Source organism: Pseudoalteromonas sp. APC 3358 (genome assembly GCF_030408075.1).
Lineage (GTDB): Bacteria > Pseudomonadota > Gammaproteobacteria > Enterobacterales > Alteromonadaceae > Pseudoalteromonas > Pseudoalteromonas arctica.
Map to the genome: position 1 here is coordinate 283,190 of NZ_JASDCE010000005.1, position 18,826 is coordinate 302,015.

An 18,826-nucleotide genomic window follows, 5' to 3' on the forward strand; every position below is an offset into this window, starting at 1 on the left:
AGCTTTAATGAGTGATACAGATACCTTGCTAATGCAAGGAATTGAGCAACAAACAATGGGGCGTTTTACCGAAGACGCCTATTTAAATTATTCCATGTACGTGATCATGGACCGCGCCTTACCGCATGTAGGTGATGGTTTAAAACCAGTACAGCGTCGTATTATTTATGCGATGAGCGAACTGGGTTTGTCGGCTAACGCTAAGTACAAAAAATCAGCCCGTACAGTGGGTGACGTGCTTGGTAAGTACCATCCACACGGCGACAGTGCATGTTACGAAGCGATGGTATTAATGGCGCAGCCGTTTTCTTATCGCTACCCTTTGGTAGATGGACAAGGAAACTGGGGTGCGGCAGATGACCCTAAATCGTTTGCAGCAATGCGTTATACCGAAGCGCGTTTATCTAAGTTTTCAGAAGTACTATTAAAAGAGCTTGGCCAAGGCACCGTCGATTGGACACCAAACTTTGATGGCACAATGGATGAACCTGTTGTGCTGCCTTCTCGTTTACCGCATATTTTACTAAACGGTATAACGGGTATTGCCGTAGGTATGGCAACCGATATTCCGCCACATAACGTACGTGAAGTGGCTAGTGCATGTTGTTTATTACTTGATAAACCAAAAACAGAGCTTGAAGAATTACTTGAGCTTGTACATGCACCAGATTACCCAACAGATGCTGAAATAATTACCCCAAAAGCCGATATTCATAAAATATATAAAACCGGTCGTGGGTCTATCAAAATGCGTGCGGTTTACACCGAAGAGCATGGTGATATTGTTATTACAGCGCTGCCGCATCAATGTTCTGGTGGTAAAGTACTTGAGCAAATTGCAGCGCAAATGAACGCTAAAAAGTTACCAATGATTGCCGATTTACGTGATGAGTCAGATCACGAAAATCCAACACGCATTGTAATTATTCCGCGCTCAAACCGCATTAAAGCTGAGCCATTAATGGCGCATTTATTTGCAACCACCGATCTTGAAAAAAATTACCGCGTAAACTTAAACATGCTAGGCCTCGATGGCCGCCCGCAAGTTAAAGATTTACGCTGTATTTTAAGTGAGTGGCTAATATTTAGACGCGAAACAGTGCGTCGTCGTTTGCAGTATCGTTTAGATAAAGTATTAGCACGTCTACATATTTTAGAGGGTTTGCTAGCCGCCTTTTTAAATATTGATGAAGTGATTGAGATAATTCGCAGCGAAGATAAACCAAAGCCTGTATTAATGGAGCGCTTTGATTTAACTGATACGCAAGCAGAAGCAATTTTAGAATTAAAACTTCGTCATTTAGCAAAACTTGAAGAGTTTAAAATTCGTGGTGAGCAAGACGAACTGGCCAAAGAGCGTGATAAATTAGCGCAAATATTAGGCTCAGAACGTCGTATGTCGACACTGCTTAAAAAAGAAATTCAAGAAGCCGCTGAAATGTACGGTGACGATCGTCGCTCACCAGTGATTGAGCGCTCAGAAGCGAAAGCACTTAACGAAAAAGATTTAATTCCGTCAGAGTCAGTTACTGTTGTGCTATCAGACAAAGGTTGGGCACGCGTTGGTAAAGGTCATGACTTAGATGTACAAGGCTTAAATTATCGCTCAGGTGACGGCTTTAGAGCCTCTGCTCGTGGTAAGAGTAATCAACCTGCGGTATTTTTAGATTCAGCGGGGCGGGCGTTTGCAACCGATGCGCACAGTCTACCTTCGGCGCGAAGCCAGGGGGAGCCAATGACAGGTCGTTTTAACTTAACACCAGGCGCTAATTTTGAGCACGTGGTAATGAGTGAAGACGAGCAAGTATTGCTTATGGCGTCAGATGCAGGTTACGGCTTTATTACCGACTTTAAAGACTTAGTTAGTAAAAATAAAAACGGTAAAGCGCTGGTAAGTGTCCCTAAAGGTGGAATATTACTTTCTCCTATTAGAGTGAACGATGTCGCTAGCGATTACTGTATGGCTATTTCTAACGAAGGTCGAATGCTTTTATTCCCGCTGCGAGACTTACCAAAATTAGGTAAGGGTAAAGGTAATAAAATCATCTCTATACCAGGTGCTAAAGTACAAGCCCGTGAAGAGTTTGTAAAAGTGCTTGCTGTTGTACCATTAGGAAGCAGTGTTACGCTTCATGCTGGTAAGCGTAAACTAACACTTAAACCAAGTGATTTAGAGCATTATCATGGTGAGCGAGGACGTAGGGGTAATAAACTACCGCGTGGCTTACAGCGTGTTGACGAAGCCGTTGTTGAGCTAACACCTCAAGATGATGAACCAATAGACGTTATTAGCGAAGAGTAGCCAATTACTTTTTTGTATAAATAAAAACGGTCTGCATTTGCAGGCCGTTTTTGTTTTAAAATAAAGAGCTTAAATATTTCAGCGTACACTTGTGCGCTATTGACTCGTTTGTGTCACAAAATAACGCTATAATAATTATAATTCATTTTTGGAGAAGCCCATTTGCTAGCTGTTATACGCGTTTTTATTATGCTGCTGTTTATATTATTCAGTTGTATTTTTGGTTTATTACTTTCGATTGTAAGACCATTTCACCCTAATAATGTACATATTATAGCGGGTTGGTTTGGCTCAATGGCTAAAATGGTTGGCGTTAAGCTAGTTCTAACACGTCATAAAGATGCCGTTGATCCAGGTCCTGCAGTTTATGTTGCTAATCATCAAAATAGCTACGACTTATTTACAGTGCCAGCAATGGTGCCAAAAAACTGCGTAAGTTTGGGTAAAAAGAGCTTAAAGTGGATCCCATTTTTTGGTCAGCTTTATTGGTTGTCGGGTAATATATTAATAGACAGATCGAATCGCTCTAAAGCGGCAGGAACTATCTCAAAAGCAGCCGAAAAAATTAAAAATAATGGCTTATCTGTATGGATGTTTCCAGAAGGCACACGAAGCTATGGAAGAGGGTTGCTACCATTTAAAACCGGCGCATTTCACACCGCAATGAGCGCAGATGTACCCATAATTCCGGTATGTATGAATACAACACATAAAACCATTAAGCTAAATCGTTGGGATAATGGTACAATTCACATCGAAATGTTAGCGCCTATACCGCTTGATAAAGAAATTAGCGCGCGTGAGCATGCTAAAAGCGTGCATAGCATTATGGCTGCTAAAATAACTGAATTAGATGCTCAAGTGAGAGAAAAATAATGGAAAACTGGCGTGAAATAAGTGAAGACATCGTAAGTTCACTACTTGAAGATGGGTCAGACCCTGAAATACTTTATGAAGTAGAGCACCACTTTGTGTGTGAAGACTTTCCTAAGTTAGAGCAAGCTGCACTTGCTGCTTTTAAATTGGGTTACGATGTTGAAGAACCAGCAGAGCTTGAGCTTGAAGACGGTAACAAAATTTGGAGCTTTGACATTGTAGTTGAAGCTGAGCTAGACGTAGACGTTATTATGGAAGACGTTGATAAGCTAGCGCAACTAGCCGTTGAGTGCGAAGTTGAGTACGATGGTTGGGGTACTTACTTTCAAGAGTAATTAGCTGACTGTTATAAAAAAGGCGATCATTGCAAAGTGTTCGTCTTTTTTAATGCCTGTAAAAGCGTGCTACCAAACATGCGCTTCCCCTCAGGTTTTTTCTAGGGACGATTACTCTTTGTTGCCTAAATGGATGTGGTAAGGGGCGTGAACAGGACGCGGAAGCTTTGCTCGGTTTTTACTTATTTTCACATGGAAGTATGCCAGTAGCGTAACGCAGGAGTAGTTACCGAGCCCGCTTGATTACAAACCCCGCGCCGCGATTTAACCGCCCCTAGATTAAACTAATTTCAATCCGCAAAGGGTAACATGCCGAGTTCTGCTGAAGCTTTTAATTCGAACTAAATTGAATCAACCTTCTAGGTGTTTTCAATAATTTATTTAAAACTTATTGGTATGTTTTGTATAAATATTATTAATAAATTATCTATAAAAAATAAAATATTCACCTTCACTGAACTCAAACACCTCTTAAGTTTTTTAAGCTACCCTTCACTAATATAATAATACTTTCATCTTTAAATTCTTATTTCAAATGCATTTTGTTCTGCCATTATTAAATTTTATTTTATATAAACAGTCTAAATTAATTGGTTAACCAGTGGTATTCTAGTTAATTAAACTGAACGTAAGCTTTACTGCATAAAATAAAATGAAAATCAATTTTGTTATTACAAGAAATGCGATTTTTGAATTTTTAATAAATTACCAATTAAAGTTTTATTTAATGCTTTTTCATTATTTTATATTTTGTTCCTTATCTGGGCTTGTTATTTTTTTGATAGTGATTGGTTTTAAGTATTTGTTTTCATGTATTTTTATTTGTTGTTGATTTAATGAATCTAAATGAAATCAATACTTATTACCTATTAAATAAATTGTTGCAAATTTATTACAAGCAATATAACTTGTGTCTCAGCCCAGCTGGCAATAACTATTGGTAATGCTTGTTTGTAAACCAAGAGTGGTTTTTTTTACATTTTACTTATTACCAATTACACATAAAAACACAAGTTAAAACCTGTTTACAGGCGGTGATCTAGGCTCAAGTGAAATACTCATTTATAGCCATGTAGTAAGATTTTTTCATGTACAGGTTTGGAGAAATAAAGATAATGATTAACCAAAAATCCCTATTTATGCTTGCAGCAATGACTGCTAGCTCAAGTTTTGTACAAGCGGCAACTGTTAATAATGCTGGATTTGAAGATGGTTGGAATAACTGGAATGAAACAGAACCAGCGGCTATTTCAGGTAGTGCTTACAAGGGCTCTAAATCATTAAAAATTCAAGGTAGCCCAGGGCGTGTTTACCAAAATGTAGATGTAGATCGAAATACTCAGTACACGTTAAGTGCGTACGTACTTGGCAAGGGACAAATCGGCATTAACGATCTTAATGGTTTGTTTAAAAGTGAGAAATTTAACGTTTCTTCGTGGACAAAAGTATCTAAAACTTTCACTACAGCTAATACAGGTACGCTACAAGTATTTGCTAAGCATGATAAGAGCTCAAGCGATGTTCGTTTTGATGACTTTTCGTTAACTAAGGGGAGTTCTTCTGGCGGCGGAGACACAGGTGGTGGTGATACTGGCGGTGGCGACACTGGTAGTGGCTCAGGTATAGCAAGCAACATCACCAACGGTAGTATTTTTGACCTTGAAGGTAACGATCCTCATCCATTAGTAAATAGCGACACTTTAGAGTTTGTTCCTCTAGAAGCGCGTCATATCACTCCAAACGGGAATGGCTGGCGTCATGAATATAAAGTAAAAGAAAGTGCACGTGTTGCAATGACCGAAACCTATGAGGTTTTTGAGGCAACTGTAAAAGTTGAAATGTCAGATGGTGGTAAAACGATTATTTCTCAGCACCACGCTAGCGATACGGGTACGATTTCAAAAGTATATGTTTCAGATACTGATGAATCCGGTTTTGATGATAGCGTAGCAGATAACGGGATTTTTGACGTTTATGTTCGCCTGCGTAACACCAGTGGTAAAGAAGAAAAGCATGCACTAGGTACTATCAGAAGTGGTGGTTCATTCAATCTAAAAGTAGTTAATAATTACGGTGATGTAGATGTGACTGCATTAGGTACTACCTTTGGTATTCCGGTAGAAGATGATTCAGAATCTTACTTTAAGTTTGGTAATTATTTACAATCACAAGACCCATATACACTAGATGAGTGTGGCGAGTCAGGAAACTCAGATTCATTTAAAGAGTGCTTTAAAGATTTAGGAATTACAAAAGCTAAAGTAACAATGACTGACGTTAGTTATACGCGTAAAACTAACTAATTATTTAGTAGTTTAGAAAGCCACTCAGTTTAAAACTGAGTGGCTTTTTTAATGCTTTTTAAATGTATAAACTTAATTTATAACCATTTTTTATTTTTAAAATACACACCAATACCGCCAGTAAGTACAATCAAAAATATAACAAACGCACTAAATGCATAGGGGCTCTCGGTACCCGGAATACCTCCTACGTTTACGCCTAACAGGCCGGTTAAAAAGCCTAAAGGTAAAAACAATGCAGCCACAACCGACATTACATACATACGCTGATTTAATTGCTCAGACACTTGGTTAGTGATTGTTTGCTGAATGATTTGCGCACGTTCAATAGAGCTATCAAGCTCCTCTAAATAACGAATAAGTAAGTTTGTTGTTTCGTTTAATTTTGCTTTATCGTCATCTAACAGCCACGGGTAGTGATTATTTACCATTGAGCTAAGGGCTTCTTTTTGCGGTTTTAAATAACGCTTTAAGGCAATTGTTTGACGGCGCAACTGTGATAAACCTTGGTTATCAAACTTTTTACTTGGTTCATCTATTTCTTCTTCAAACTCGTCGAGTGTTTCATCTAGTGAGTCAATAACGCTTTGCATACGTGAGGTTAATTTTTGTGTAATAGAGCACACTAATTCAGAAATATTGCATGGGCCTTTATTTTCATTTAAACAGGCGAGCGTATCTTGCACCGATAATAAACGACGTTTGCGGGTAGTAATAAGAATGTCTTCGCTAATAAATAAACGAATTGAAACCATGTCTTCAGGGCTTTGTGCTGGATTTAAATTTACACCACGTAAAAATAACATATGTCCGTTAGTCGTTGATGTAATTCGCGGGCGTGTTTCATCAGCAATTAAGGACTCTAATTCGTAATCGTTTAAATGAGGCTGTGCCTTGAGCCATTCAACAGCCTCGCTTTGGCTATAGTCCATGTGCACCCAAAGTTTTCCGTGGCTTGGTTGCCAGCTATTTAGCTCATTAGTGCTTTCAATAGGGCGAGCGCCGCCTTGTCCATCAAGTACAAGTGCATGTAGTAAACCATTAATCATAATTATTTCTCATAATAGTGTATTTTTAATACCGTTAACTATAGTGTATCTACTTAAGTATTTTAAACTTACCTTTATTTTTAATAAGTTAAGCTTAAATAGCAAAATATATGCAGAGCCTTTGGGCTGAGTAAAGTGGCATAAAGTACTATTCAGCAAGGCGTGCATTGTGTGACCAGTTGTTTAAAAAGATCAATTTAATTTACTAATCGACTAGATAAATTTATTTCGTTGGTGTTTTTTTACCTGTAGCGTATAAGTCACTTTTTTATTAAGGGCACATTTATGACAGCAAAGATCACAGTTGGTTGGCGTGAGTGGTTAAGTTTACCTGGGCTTGGTATTAACGAGATAAAAGCAAAAATTGATACTGGCGCTCGCACTTCATGTATTCATGCAATTAACATTGAAGAATACGAAGTTGACTCAGAAAAATGGGTTAAATTTACGGCCCAGCCACTGCAAGATGATGAGCAAACACAAGTCACTTGCAATGCAAAAGTTAAAAAAATGAAGTACGTAACCAGCTCAAGTGGGCAAAAAGAGTTACGTTACTTTATAGAAACTACATTGCATGCAGGCGAGCATAGCTGGCCTATCGAGCTTACTTTAACAAGCCGTGCAACAATGAAGTTTAGAATGTTATTAGGGCGTACAGCCATGGAAAATCGTATAGTCGTTGACCCGGCTTTATCTCAACTATTAGGTCGTAAGGTTTAACTATGAAAATCGGTATTTTATCTCGCAACAGAAAATTATATTCAACACGTCGCTTAATTGAGGCGGCAGAGGCACGCGGTCACGAAGTTAAAGTGATTGATGCATTGCGCTGTTATATGAATATCAACTCTGAGCAACCAGAAATTCACTATCGCGGTGAAAACTTAAAAGAATTTGACGCAATCGTCCCGCGTATTGGTGCATCGGTTACATTTTATGGCTGTTCGGTACTTCGTCAGTTTGAAATGATGGGTGTTTACCCTGTAAATGAATCAGTCGCTATTTCTCGTTCGCGCGATAAATTACGCTCACTTCAGTTACTTTCGCGCAAAGGCGTTGGTATGCCAGTAACAGGTTTTGCTAGCAAACCAGATGATGTAAAAGACTTACTAGAAATGGTAGGCGGTGCACCTGTTGTAATTAAATTACTTGAAGGCACACAAGGCATTGGTGTTGTACTTGCTGAAACACGCAAAGCGGCAGAAAGCGTTATTGAAGCGTTTATGGGCTTAAAAGCTAATATTATGGTTCAGGAATACATTAAAGAAGCGGGTGGTGCCGATATACGTTGTTTCGTATTAGGCGATAAAGTAATAGCAGCAATGAAGCGCCAAGCACAAGAAGGTGAGTTCCGCTCTAACCTTCACCGTGGCGGTAGTGCTACATTAGTTCGTATTACTCCAGAAGAACGTAAAACGGCAGTAGCCGCGGCTAAATCAATGGGCTTGAACGTAGCGGGAGTTGATTTACTTCGCTCATCTCGTGGACCACTTGTGATGGAAGTAAACTCATCACCAGGTTTAGAGGGCATTGAAATAGCAACAGGTAAAGACATTGCAGGCATGGTGATTGATTTCATCGAAAAAAATGCTTCAAGTAAAGGAACAGCAACACGTGGCAAAGGTTAAAATTAACCGTCCTTTTTCCTTATTAGGAGAGAGTGTAGGCGTAGGCGAGCGTAAAACACTTGCCTTAGAGGCAGCTAAACTTTATACCCATTCACCACTTAATATTCCTATTGAAGTGGTTAACGGTGTAATGGAAGGTCCTGTGCTTATGGTGTGTGCGGCTATTCATGGTGATGAGCTAAATGGCGTAGAAGTTGTGCGTCAATTAATTGCTAAAATAGACCCAAGCCAACTGCGCGGTACAATAATCGCTGTGCCTATTGTGAATGTGTTTGGCTTTATTCATAAATCGCGTTACTTACCAGACAGACGCGATATGAATCGTAGCTTCCCAGGTTCTGAGCGTGGCTCACTTGCTGGGCGTATGGCTTATATGTTTTTTAATCAAGTGGCAATACATTGTACCCACATTATTGATTTACATACTGGCGCTATTCATCGAACTAACTTACCGCAAATTCGCGCTAACTTAGCTGATGAAGCAACCGCTGAAATGGCTAAAGCATTCGGCACGCCAGCAGTTATAGATGCATCATTGCGTAATGGCTCATTACGAAGTGAAGCTGCAAACCTAGGTATCCCGGTTATAACCTATGAAGCTGGTGAAGCACTGCGTTTTGATCCAATCGCAATTGCGGCCGGTGTACAGGGTGTTGATTATGTTATGCGTCATTTAAAAATGATCCGTGGCAAGCGTCCTAAAAAGTTACCAGATCCTATTATTGCAGGTTCAACTAGTTGGATACGTGCCGAAGTTGATGGCATTGTGCGTGCACAAGTATCACTAGGGGAGCATGTAACTAAAGGGCAAGTACTTGCTTATATTAGTAGCCCACTAGGTGACTCTGAGCTTGAGCTTTTAGCGCCTAAAGGCGGTATTGTTATTGGTCAGCAAACTATGCCATTGGTAAATGAAGGTGATGCGGTATTCCACCTTGCTTACTTTGCAAATGATAATAGCCTAGTAGAGCAGCAACTAGAGAACTTTATTGATGAGATAAATGATTTAGATGACGAGCTTAAAACAGCAGAATTAAATAACTAGTAGCCAGCCTGAACTCTATTTAGTTAAAGCATTAAAAAGCCGCAGTAGGTAATTACCTACTGCGGCTTTTTTGTGTGTTTATTTTAATTTAGGATTTTTTAGGTCCAATAATACGCTTTATAACGGGGGCTTTTGTTGGCTTTGGTTCTTTATTTAAAACCATGACAGGGCGTGTCACAAATAAATTATTAGGGTAAATTACACGGTGCCCATCAATATGCTCAAGTACTACATTCATTAAGCCCATTTCAACAATGCGGCCTTCAATATGATTCGCACCATCAATAATTCGTACCCAATAGCCAACACGGCAATCGTTTTGAATAAACATTAGTAAAAATGCGGTGAGATTACTTAATAATGACCAGGCAGCGAATAGTGCTACGCCCAACATAGCGAATAAAGAGGAGCCTAAAACCAATAAGCCACGCAGCTCTATACCCCAAAATACTAAAACCAAACACAGGACTACAAAGGCGAGTATAATTTTTAGTAAAAGCTCTGCACGGTATTTTCGGTGTAAATCAACTTTCCCCTTAATTGCTTTTTCGAGTAATTTTTTGGTTATTTTTAATAGCAGAGGGAAAACCAAAATAGCGATTATAGTTACAACCAACTTATATTGTGATGCAAACAATTCTAAAACTTCTATTATTTCCACATTAGACCCTGAACTTTTATACCAATTTAATTTAATGCAATTGGTATTAGTTTAACGCGTTTGTATTATTTAAAAAGTATTTTTAACGCTCACTAACCACTGTACTGAGTCTACGTCATCGTAGCTATCAACTGGGGCTGCAATATCAATGTGAATCATGGTTCCTGAATTTGCACGACTCGGTGCTAAACGAAGACCCACGCCTATATTTTTTAATACATGTGCGTTTTCACCATTATCTTTATCGTTAAACCATGCTCTGCCCACATCCACAAAAGCTGCGCCACCCACTTTAAATAGTTGTAGTAAATCGTACTCCCAGTAATAGCGCTTTTCTAGATTAACTAAAAAGCTGCGGTCGCCATGTTGATAATCCATAGGGTAACCACGCAGGCCTGTTTCGCCGCCTAAAGTAAGCTGTTGATCAGCAGTAAGGTTTTTTGCGTATTGCACGCGGGCTTTAACATACCAAGATTGGTCTTCACTGGTATTTAAATAATATTGTACTTGGCTGGTGGCCATAAAGTTTTCGAGTTTTTTCTGTTCTTTATTCCAATAGCCATCAATATCAGCACTAAAACGCCATAAGGTATTATCGTTAGTAAAGTGGGCTTTTTTAAAGTTAACAGAATACACCGCGCGGCTGTCGTCATTACTTAATGATTCGTCTGAATAGCCAATTAAGCTTTTAATATTCCAACCTAAGTTTAAATCCTCAGTGCGAGATATACTGTCAAAATTGCGTACTTTTATGTAGTTATCTTCAAACCAATGGCCGCTTATAAAGGGATAACTTAAACTTCTGTCATCGGCAAGTGGTGCAAATGTAGTGTCTATAGCTTCAAAGGTATGCTGCTCGTCGGTATAACCTAAGGTTAAGCGTTGGGTCCAATTATTATTAAGCGCTTTAGAGTGTCCTATAAATGCACGGTTTAAATCAGTAGTTTGATCAAATTCGCTAAACTCTTCGCCGCGTTTATATAGTGACTCTTCGCGCTGCTCAGAATAGCTTAAAATACCGTAACTAAAAGGGGTGTCTATCGCGTAAAATGGATAGGTTAGCTCAAGTAAATGGCGCTTGCCATCGCTGTTATCAGCGTACTCTAAACGGCCGCGGTAGCGAGTAGATAAAATATTAGGATCGTCGTAAACAAATAAATAACCGCTACGATCGCTGTCGGTCGTGCGTGACAACGAAAGGCGCTTCCCCCAACCAAGCAGGTTTGATTCTCTAAAACCTATACTTGATTTATTTTCTCCGCCGCTACGGCTAAAGTTTACTTCAGGTAAAAGTGTCCACAAATCACGGGTAACCACTTCTACATTAACGTCACCGTCGCAGTTTTCGATTGCACTAATTTGTGCATCATATAAGTAGCTTTCTTTACGAAGTAGGCGCTCAGACTCTGCAAGCTTTTTAGCATCGTACTTGTCACCAGGGGAGAATAATAAAAGGTTATTAATGACATCGGGCTCTGTTTGAATATGAGCGCGGTTAGCAAATCGGAATAGGGCATTATTTTCCTCTTCAAGCTCAGTATTAAATACATTAAGTTGCTTGAGCTTTATTGAGGCTATTTTAGCGTTACTATTACTGTGCGTGAGGGTTGTTTTGTCTTGAACTTCTCGGCGTAAGTTTTTATTTGTGCTTAAATCTGTCTGTTCTACAAGGCAGTTATCAGTTTTCGTTGAAGATTGTTGTGCGAATGCATTAGGCACATAAAAGCTTAAAACCGTTAAGCTAATACAACATTGTGCTATCCATTTCTTGTTCACCATTAAACCTCTTTACTGCTACGTAGCAAATGACTATCGTAATATCAGCTTACATCATTGTTATTATAATGTAAGTAAAAGGTATGGATTTTGAAACTAATTAATTGTTACTCATATTCACTTATGTTAATAACCAACCTGGTTTAGAACCGCCTCTGGGCGGGGTATTAAAAGCTAACTTAAATAAAATGCTAAAGCGGCTAATAAGTGCTCAGCTTCATGGCCTTCGGCATTAATCCAAATACTTTGGCTGTAATGCTCATAGTTTAAATTAAAGGTCTGCTGATTATAGGTAAAGCGGACTTGATGGCGATCGGCGCCTGCAGAATACTCATTGAGTGTTACATCGTCTGAGTGTAAAAAGAGTGTGCTCCACAGTTCAAAGTCTTCATCGTGTGGAGGCTCGACTGGTGTAATTAAAATGTATTTATGGGCGTGGTCATATTCTATTTGGGTCATAACATTCTTAATTTGTAGCTAGGTAATTGCGAATTGCAGTTAAAAATTCGCCGCCGTACTTATTTAACTTAGTAAAACCCACACCCGACACTTTTAAAAATTCACTGTCGTTTGTTGGCATAAGCTGCGCCATTTCGGCTAGCGTTTTATCATTAAATACCACATAAGGTGGTACATCATCGGCATCAGCAAGTTCTTTACGTAGTGCGCGCAGGCGAGCAAACAGTTTTTTGTCGTAATTAAATTGTGCTAATTTATCTTGATAAACGTGTTTGGCTTGCAGGCGTGGCTCGGCTAATTGCAGTGCGTACTCACCTTTTAAAATTGCACGCGCGGCTTCGGTTAACCTAAGTGACGCACCTTGCGTTATATCTTGGCTAAGTAAGCCTTGGTGAATAAGTTGGCGTAAAATACTAAGCCAAAATTCACTGCTTTTATCTTTACCTATGCCGTAAGTGCTTAGCTCATGATGATTGTTATCGCGTATGCGGCTAGTATTTGCACCACGTAGTAATTCAACAATGTACCCAAGACCAAAGCGCTGGTCAGCTCTATACACACAAGAAAGCGCTTGTTGGGCAACCAATGTACCGTCAAAGCTTTTAGGTGGATTTAGACAAATATCGCAGTTACCACAAGGTTCGCGCTGATACTCACTAAAATAGTTAAGCAATATTTGGCGGCGACACGTTTGTGCTTCTGCAAAGCTTGCCATTGCGTTAAAGCGTTGTTCTTCTACACGGCGGCGTTGCTCGTCGTCTATGTCTTCAAAAAAGCGTCTTACACGGCCAATATCAGCTGGGTCAAAATACATTATGGCTTCTGCGGCAAGTCCATCTCGCCCAGCACGCCCCGTTTCTTGATAGTACGACTCTATACTTTTTGGAATATCGTAATGCAGTACAAAACGCACGTTAGGCTTGTTTATACCCATACCAAAGGCAACGGTTGCGACCACTATTTGTATATCGTCACGTGCAAAACCAGTTTGTACAAATTGTCGTTGCTCGTTACTCATACCTGCATGGTAAGCGGCAGCGTTTAGCCCTGCATCTGCAATTTTTTCAGCAATGTCGTCTACGCGTTTACGGCTGGTGCAATAAATAATACCGCTTTGGCTTTTTTGCTCTTTTAAGTAGCGAAGCAGTTGCACCATAGGTTTAAATTTTTCTTCTATGGTGTAGCGAATATTGGGGCGATCAAAGCTGCCAGTATGAATATAAGGCTGTTGTAGTTTTAGTTGCTCAACTATATCAAAACGGGTGGCTTTATCGGCAGTTGCAGTGAGCGCCATCATGGGTACATGTGCAAAACGTTGCTTTAATTCGTTTAAGCGAAAGTAATGAGGCCTAAAATCGTGGCCCCAATGCGACACACAATGCGCTTCGTCAATGGCAAATAAGCTTACATTTAAATGCGATAAACGCTCTAAAAATTCGCGTTGTAATACTTTTTCAGGTGCCACATATAAAAGCTTAATTTGCCCCTGATGAAGCTGTTGATACACCAATTGCTGCTCTTCTCGCGCTAAGCTGTTATTTACGTAAGCGGCTTTTACCCCAAGTGCTTGAAGTTGACTTACCTGATCTTGCATTAGCGATATGAGCGGAGATATGACAATAGTTACGCCTTCGAGCACTAAAGCGGGTATTTGATAGCAAACCGATTTCCCGCCGCCAGTAGGGAGCAATACAAGCGAGTCTTGGCCGTTAATAGCAGCATCAATAACTGTTTTTTGGCCGTCGCGAAATTCACTGTAGCCAAACACTTGTTTGAGGACAGTTTCGGGTTTACGCACAAGGGTGCTAGAAGGTGGTGTTGATGTATTCATTGGCGGGTATTTTAGTGGTTTTTTAGTGAGATGTCTTTAGCTGAGTTACTTATACCAATCCGCAATACTACTTAATCAATTTGAGGGGTTAAATCTGACGCTAGCTGCGTTAAAAATTTCTGATATAGAACAACTAAATAACGAGTTTTTTGCCTTGTTATAGACACTATTTTCTTACCTCCAGATAGATCACTTAATTAAGCTAATTGGTATTAACCTCAACTCTATTGTAAGTAAATTAAACTCTGGTAGTGTTGAAACCGCTTATTAAGATAGATCTGCTTTCTTAAAGTTAGGTTGCTAAGTAAATGATTTAACTAGAACCTCGTAGTTTTGCTTAAGTTATGCTTTACTCATCGTACCAGTTTAAACATAGAGAATAATAATGAATAAAGAAATGTTAATTGAACAAGTGGGCGCATTATTTGTAAATGGCATGCCATTTAACCAGTTTTTACAAATATCGGTTGAGTCGTTGAGCCCTGAACAGGCCAAAATTACGTTTCCGTGGCAGGATGTACTCATTGGTAACCCTGCGCAAAAAATACTGCACGGTGGTGTTATTTCAGCCGTACTTGATAATGTAGGCGGTATGCTCGCTGCAGCAAGCGTGATTGATAAGCTCACCGATTTAGATATAGGAAGTGTGCAAACAAAATTAGCCACGCTTGGGACTATCGACTTGCGCACTGATTATTTGCGCCCTGGTAAAGGAGAGAGCTTTACAGCGAGTGCCACACTTATTCGCTCAGGTAATAAAGTGTGTGTTTGTCGAATGGAATTACATAACGAACAGTCTGTTCAAATTGCTTTTGGGACAGGCACGTATTTAGTTGGATAAAACGTGTATGGGAAGTAAACTAGCGGCCTTTTAAATCACTAAGTGTTTATTATGTCGATTGATACTGAGCAGCGTAAAGGTGCTATTTTTGCTTGTCTTGCTTTTTTTATGTGGGGCCTTGCGCCAATATATTTTAAGTTAATTCAGCATGTTTCTGCCTTTGAAATTTTAATGCATCGGGTTGTTTGGTCGGTTGTATTTTTAGTATTAGTAGTAAGTGTTTTAAAGTATTGGGGTAAAATTAAACGCATTATTGTTCAGCCTAAGCTTTTGCTTATGCTTGTTATTACCTCAACATTACTAGGGTTTAACTGGGGTTTATTTATATGGGCTATAAATAATAACCATATGCTTGATGCGAGTTTGGGCTATTACATAAACCCTCTTTTAAATGTATTACTGGGTATGCTCTTTTTAGGTGAACGCCTGCGTAAGTTTCAAGGTGTAGCAGTGGCACTGGCCTTTACCGGTGTTGTGCTGCAGCTAATTAGTTTTGGCTCGTTTCCGGTAGTGGCATTTTCATTAGCTATATCGTTTGCGCTTTATGGTTTGTTACGTAAAAAACTACCCGTTGAAGCCTTGCCTGGCATTTTACTCGAAGCACTTATATTACTGCCTGTTGCACTCATTTATTGGTGGTTAATGGTGCCTACAACAACATCAAGCCTGCCAGCTAACGATTGGCATACTAATGCATTACTGATTAGTGCAGGTATTGTAACTACATTACCATTGCTGTGTTTTACCGGCGCCGCTAAGCGTTTGCAATACACTACATTAGGCTTTTTTCAGTATATTGGGCCAAGCCTAATGTTTATATTGGCAGTGGTGTTTTACGGTGAAGTGTTTGACGCTGAGAGATTAGTAACGTTTGCATGTATTTGGAGTGCGCTAGCTATTTTTAGTTGGGACTCTTACAATCAATCACGCAAACGTAAAAAAGCGGCTATTACAGCCGCAGAAGTATAATTAACCTAATAGAGCTGTTAGCTAACTACTTTATTACGACCAGATTCTTTAGCGTCGTAAAGCTTTAAATCGGCCTGTTTTAATAATTCATCAATTTGATAAACAGGCCCATCTGCAAAACCAATAGATATAGTAAATTTGATTTTTTCTTTACTAAACTCTTGGCTGTTCGCCTCTATAAAGTACCTAAAACCTTCAAGTCTTTTTAGTGCTTCTTGTTTATCCGCATTTGCAAAGTAAACGGCAAACTCTTCACCACCTAAGCGGGCCACTAAATACTTTTTAAAATATTTACTAAAGCAAATGGAGAGCCCTTTTAATACTTCGTCGCCTACATCATGTCCGTGAGTGTCATTAATTACTTTAAAATGGTCAATATCAAGCATGGCTAGCGCTCCTGAACCTTGCTTATTTTTAATATTTTTAAGTGATTTGCTTGTTTCTTCAAAAAAGTAACGACGATTAGGTAGATTAGTTAGGTAATCGGTGTTGGCTTGGCGTTTAATTGTGGCTATTTGCTCTAGCATATCGACGTTTTGGCTAAGCCTGCAGTAAAACTCTTCACTATTAAAAGGTTTATGTAAATAATCGTTTGCGCCATTTTTTAAAAATAAACTAGAAAGCCCTAAAGAGTCAGAGCCCGAAATACCAATAATGGCTTTTTCGTCGTTGCTATATAAGCGGCGAATTTCGCTACATAACTCATCACCATTCATGTTTGGCATTTCGTTATCAGTAATGATGACTGAAATGTCGGGTGAATTTTCGAGCATTTTTAATGCTTCTTCACCGTCTTGTGCTTCAATAATTTGATATTTGTGACGAACTAACAAGCTGCAAATGTATCGGCGAGTCGATTTAGAATCATCAACAACGAGTACTTTTACATTTTCATTGCGAGGTAAGCGGTGTAATTGTTTTTCTAGGTATTGGTAAGCTTGTTTGTTTTCTTTAATGATGTAATCGATGATTGGGTATTTTTCGACGGTGTCGCGGGTTTTTTTATCAATATTACCCGTCATTACAATAGTTGGGATATCAGCATTAACAGTGCAGGGTACTGCTTCACCTGATGGGGCATCAGGTAATATAAAGTCAACTACAGCGCAAAAGTAGCTATTTTTACTTATAAGCTCTTTTGTTTGTGCTAATGACTCTGCTATATCAACTTCATAGCCTGCTTTAAGCGCGATGTGCTTTTGCACTCGCGCCATTGCAGGTGTATCTTCAACTATTAGTATTTTTCGCGTCACGGAACAACCCTGTTTATATTTTGCAAAAATATTTGCTTATACAAGTTGTAACTGTTAAAACGCAAAAAAGCAAATAACTTAAGTACTTACAGATTATCCGCTTCTGAATAATACTCTTGGCTAATCGGTGCCGGTCCTGACATTTTTGAGCGGCCAAATAAAGTATGAAACTTAGTTTTGCAGGTCGTTAGCTTTAAGTATTTTACCCAAGCACGTTCGATTGGGTTAGTAGGTTCTTGTGAGCCAGTTACTACTGCTACAAACTGTTCTTGATGTTCGTTTTGCGGCTCAATTGTTTTGCTATATAAGCCTCTTAAAACAACACCATGTTGTTCTAATATACTGGCTTCTAATAAGGTGAAGTTTCCGCTGCGGCTAAAACCACGTGGAAAATTCTGATCATCATAAAATTGACGTTGGCTAACAAATGCTTGGCGTAGTAATGAAATGTTATTGCTCATAGCTTTATCCTCATACCCTATTAATTAGCTGGAGTATGATGCAAGTTTGGCAATTTATTAAACAAATTATTTTTATCGTGAGGATAAAAAATTGGATATCGATTTATTAAAAACATTTGTTGAAGTAGTGCGTACGCGTCACTTTGGTAAAGCGGCAGAAAACCTTTATATTACGCAGTCTGCAGTGAGCTTTAGAATTCGCCAATTAGAGCAAGGGCTTGGTGTTAATTTGTTTATTCGCCAGCGTAATAATATTCAACTTACAGCACCTGGCGAGCGCTTATTACCGCACGCACAAATGATTATTACGGGCATGCAGCGGGCCAAAGTCGATGTTGCACTTGCCGACAATATGCATAAGCAAATTAGCTTAGCAGGAACGCCTAATATTTGGGATGCTTTTTTACAGTTTGGTATAACAAATATTGTATCGGCGATGCCGGGCGTGTCGTTGGTTGCAGAAGTTAAAGCACAACAAGAGAGCACTCGACTTTTATTAGAGCGTACTCTCGATTTGGCAATATTATTTGATCCACCAAAAGTAGATGAATTAGTGGTAGAGCGAATTTGTGAGTTGCCAATCATTCCAGTAAGCGGATACGACACCGCAACGAACGAAAACTTTTTTGATAATCAATATGTGTATGTTGATTGGGGAACTACTTTTTCTCTTTGGCATGCGCGTCAGTTTACAGGAAAAACACCCCCTTACTTTAGAACCAGCACGGGGCGTATTGCACTTGATTTAATACTGCAATGTGGTGGTAGTGCATTTATACCTCAAGTATTGGTTGAAGGGCATTTAGAAAAAGGTGAGTTGTTTCATGTTAAAGGGGTAGAAAACACCTCAAGAGACGTATTTATTGCGTATCACAGAGACAACGAGCAAAAAGAGCTAATAGAAACCTTAGTTAATTTACTTTCGCAAATGACGCCAAGCTTGTCATTAAAGCAAGATAAGTAAGTACGACCATTTACTAGGCTTTCATGTTATTTTGATTTCACATTTAATGCATTTTTATTAACAAAAAAAGACA

At 39.2% G+C, this 18,826-nt stretch carries 17 protein-coding genes; 10 read left to right on the forward strand and 7 right to left on the reverse strand.

What is annotated here, in order from left to right:
• Positions 1 to 7: 7 nt before the first annotated feature.
• The 4 genes from parC (at position 8) to QL995_RS10440 (ending at position 5,816) form a co-directional block, all read left to right on the forward strand.
• On the forward strand, positions 8 to 2,302 hold the full coding sequence (gene parC, locus QL995_RS10425) for a DNA topoisomerase IV subunit A (protein ID WP_010553285.1): 2,295 nt from the start codon (positions 8 to 10) through the stop codon (positions 2,300 to 2,302).
• A gap of 162 nt (positions 2,303 to 2,464) precedes the next feature.
• Positions 2,465 to 3,178, forward strand: a complete 714-nt coding sequence (locus tag QL995_RS10430) for a 1-acylglycerol-3-phosphate O-acyltransferase (protein ID WP_024590693.1) — start codon at positions 2,465 to 2,467, stop codon at positions 3,176 to 3,178.
• Complete coding sequence (rraB, locus tag QL995_RS10435) at positions 3,178 to 3,513, forward strand: ribonuclease E inhibitor RraB (RefSeq protein ID WP_007585369.1); 336 nt, start codon at positions 3,178 to 3,180, stop codon at positions 3,511 to 3,513. The genes QL995_RS10430 and rraB overlap by 1 nt, the downstream gene beginning before the upstream one ends.
• A gap of 1,115 nt (positions 3,514 to 4,628) precedes the next feature.
• Positions 4,629 to 5,816 (forward strand): polysaccharide lyase family 7 protein, encoded by a 1,188-nt coding sequence (locus tag QL995_RS10440; protein WP_101216529.1) that lies wholly within the window; start codon positions 4,629 to 4,631, stop codon positions 5,814 to 5,816.
• A 77-nt stretch (positions 5,817 to 5,893) separates the two neighbouring features.
• Here QL995_RS10440 and QL995_RS10445 read toward each other — a convergent pair whose 3' ends face one another.
• Positions 5,894 to 6,865 (reverse strand): zinc transporter ZntB, encoded by a 972-nt coding sequence (locus QL995_RS10445; protein WP_101162841.1) that lies wholly within the window; start codon positions 6,863 to 6,865, stop codon positions 5,894 to 5,896.
• Positions 6,866 to 7,150: 285 nt separating this feature from the next.
• Between QL995_RS10445 and QL995_RS10450 the strand changes: the two genes are divergently transcribed.
• Genes QL995_RS10450 through QL995_RS10460 form a run of 3 tightly spaced genes read left to right on the forward strand, consistent with a single transcriptional unit; the run spans position 7,151 to position 9,538 of the window.
• Positions 7,151 to 7,585 carry an ATP-dependent zinc protease gene (locus QL995_RS10450; RefSeq protein WP_007585784.1) on the forward strand — a complete coding sequence of 145 codons (435 nt, stop codon included), beginning with the start codon at positions 7,151 to 7,153 and terminating at the stop codon, positions 7,583 to 7,585.
• 2 nt (positions 7,586 to 7,587) lie between these two features.
• On the forward strand, positions 7,588 to 8,493 hold the full coding sequence (gene rimK, locus QL995_RS10455; RefSeq protein ID WP_002961977.1) for a 30S ribosomal protein S6--L-glutamate ligase: 906 nt from the start codon (positions 7,588 to 7,590) through the stop codon (positions 8,491 to 8,493).
• Positions 8,480 to 9,538 (forward strand): succinylglutamate desuccinylase/aspartoacylase family protein, encoded by a 1,059-nt coding sequence (locus tag QL995_RS10460; protein WP_007585786.1) that lies wholly within the window; start codon positions 8,480 to 8,482, stop codon positions 9,536 to 9,538. The genes rimK and QL995_RS10460 overlap by 14 nt, the downstream gene beginning before the upstream one ends.
• An 88-nt stretch (positions 9,539 to 9,626) precedes the next feature.
• Here the strand turns inward: QL995_RS10460 and QL995_RS10465 are convergent, their stop codons facing one another.
• The 4 genes from QL995_RS10465 to recQ form a co-directional block, all read right to left on the reverse strand.
• Positions 9,627 to 10,199, reverse strand: coding sequence for a mechanosensitive ion channel domain-containing protein (locus QL995_RS10465; protein ID WP_290294123.1), 573 nt, complete (start codon positions 10,197 to 10,199; stop codon positions 9,627 to 9,629).
• 69 nt (positions 10,200 to 10,268) lie between these two features.
• Entirely contained in the window at positions 10,269 to 11,978 is a 1,710-nt protein-coding gene (locus QL995_RS10470; RefSeq protein WP_165735505.1) for a BamA/TamA family outer membrane protein, read from the reverse strand.
• Between the two features lie 171 nt (positions 11,979 to 12,149).
• On the reverse strand, positions 12,150 to 12,434 hold the full coding sequence (locus tag QL995_RS10475) for a DUF3630 family protein (protein WP_007583724.1): 285 nt from the start codon (positions 12,432 to 12,434) through the stop codon (positions 12,150 to 12,152).
• A gap of 7 nt (positions 12,435 to 12,441) precedes the next feature.
• On the reverse strand, positions 12,442 to 14,265 hold the full coding sequence (gene recQ / locus QL995_RS10480) for a DNA helicase RecQ (RefSeq protein ID WP_010553279.1): 1,824 nt from the start codon (positions 14,263 to 14,265) through the stop codon (positions 12,442 to 12,444).
• Positions 14,266 to 14,650: 385 nt separating this feature from the next.
• Between recQ and QL995_RS10485 the strand changes: the two genes are divergently transcribed.
• Positions 14,651 to 15,106 (forward strand): thioesterase family protein, encoded by a 456-nt coding sequence (locus QL995_RS10485; protein ID WP_007583728.1) that lies wholly within the window; start codon positions 14,651 to 14,653, stop codon positions 15,104 to 15,106.
• A 51-nt stretch (positions 15,107 to 15,157) separates the two neighbouring features.
• Positions 15,158 to 16,075: an EamA family transporter RarD gene (gene rarD, locus QL995_RS10490; RefSeq protein WP_007583730.1), complete on the forward strand. Its 918-nt coding sequence runs from the start codon at positions 15,158 to 15,160 to the stop codon at positions 16,073 to 16,075.
• A 17-nt stretch (positions 16,076 to 16,092) separates the two neighbouring features.
• Here rarD and QL995_RS10495 read toward each other — a convergent pair whose 3' ends face one another.
• Both QL995_RS10495 and QL995_RS10500 read right to left on the reverse strand, forming a co-directional pair.
• Positions 16,093 to 17,328, reverse strand: a complete 1,236-nt coding sequence (locus QL995_RS10495) for a response regulator (protein WP_197141975.1) — start codon at positions 17,326 to 17,328, stop codon at positions 16,093 to 16,095.
• An 86-nt stretch (positions 17,329 to 17,414) separates the two neighbouring features.
• Positions 17,415 to 17,789: a DUF413 domain-containing protein gene (locus QL995_RS10500; protein ID WP_007583734.1), complete on the reverse strand. Its 375-nt coding sequence runs from the start codon at positions 17,787 to 17,789 to the stop codon at positions 17,415 to 17,417.
• A gap of 91 nt (positions 17,790 to 17,880) precedes the next feature.
• Here QL995_RS10500 and QL995_RS10505 point away from each other — a divergent pair, with 91 nt between their 5' ends.
• On the forward strand, positions 17,881 to 18,753 hold the full coding sequence (locus QL995_RS10505; protein WP_007583736.1) for a LysR family transcriptional regulator: 873 nt from the start codon (positions 17,881 to 17,883) through the stop codon (positions 18,751 to 18,753).
• Positions 18,754 to 18,826 lie beyond the last annotated feature (73 nt).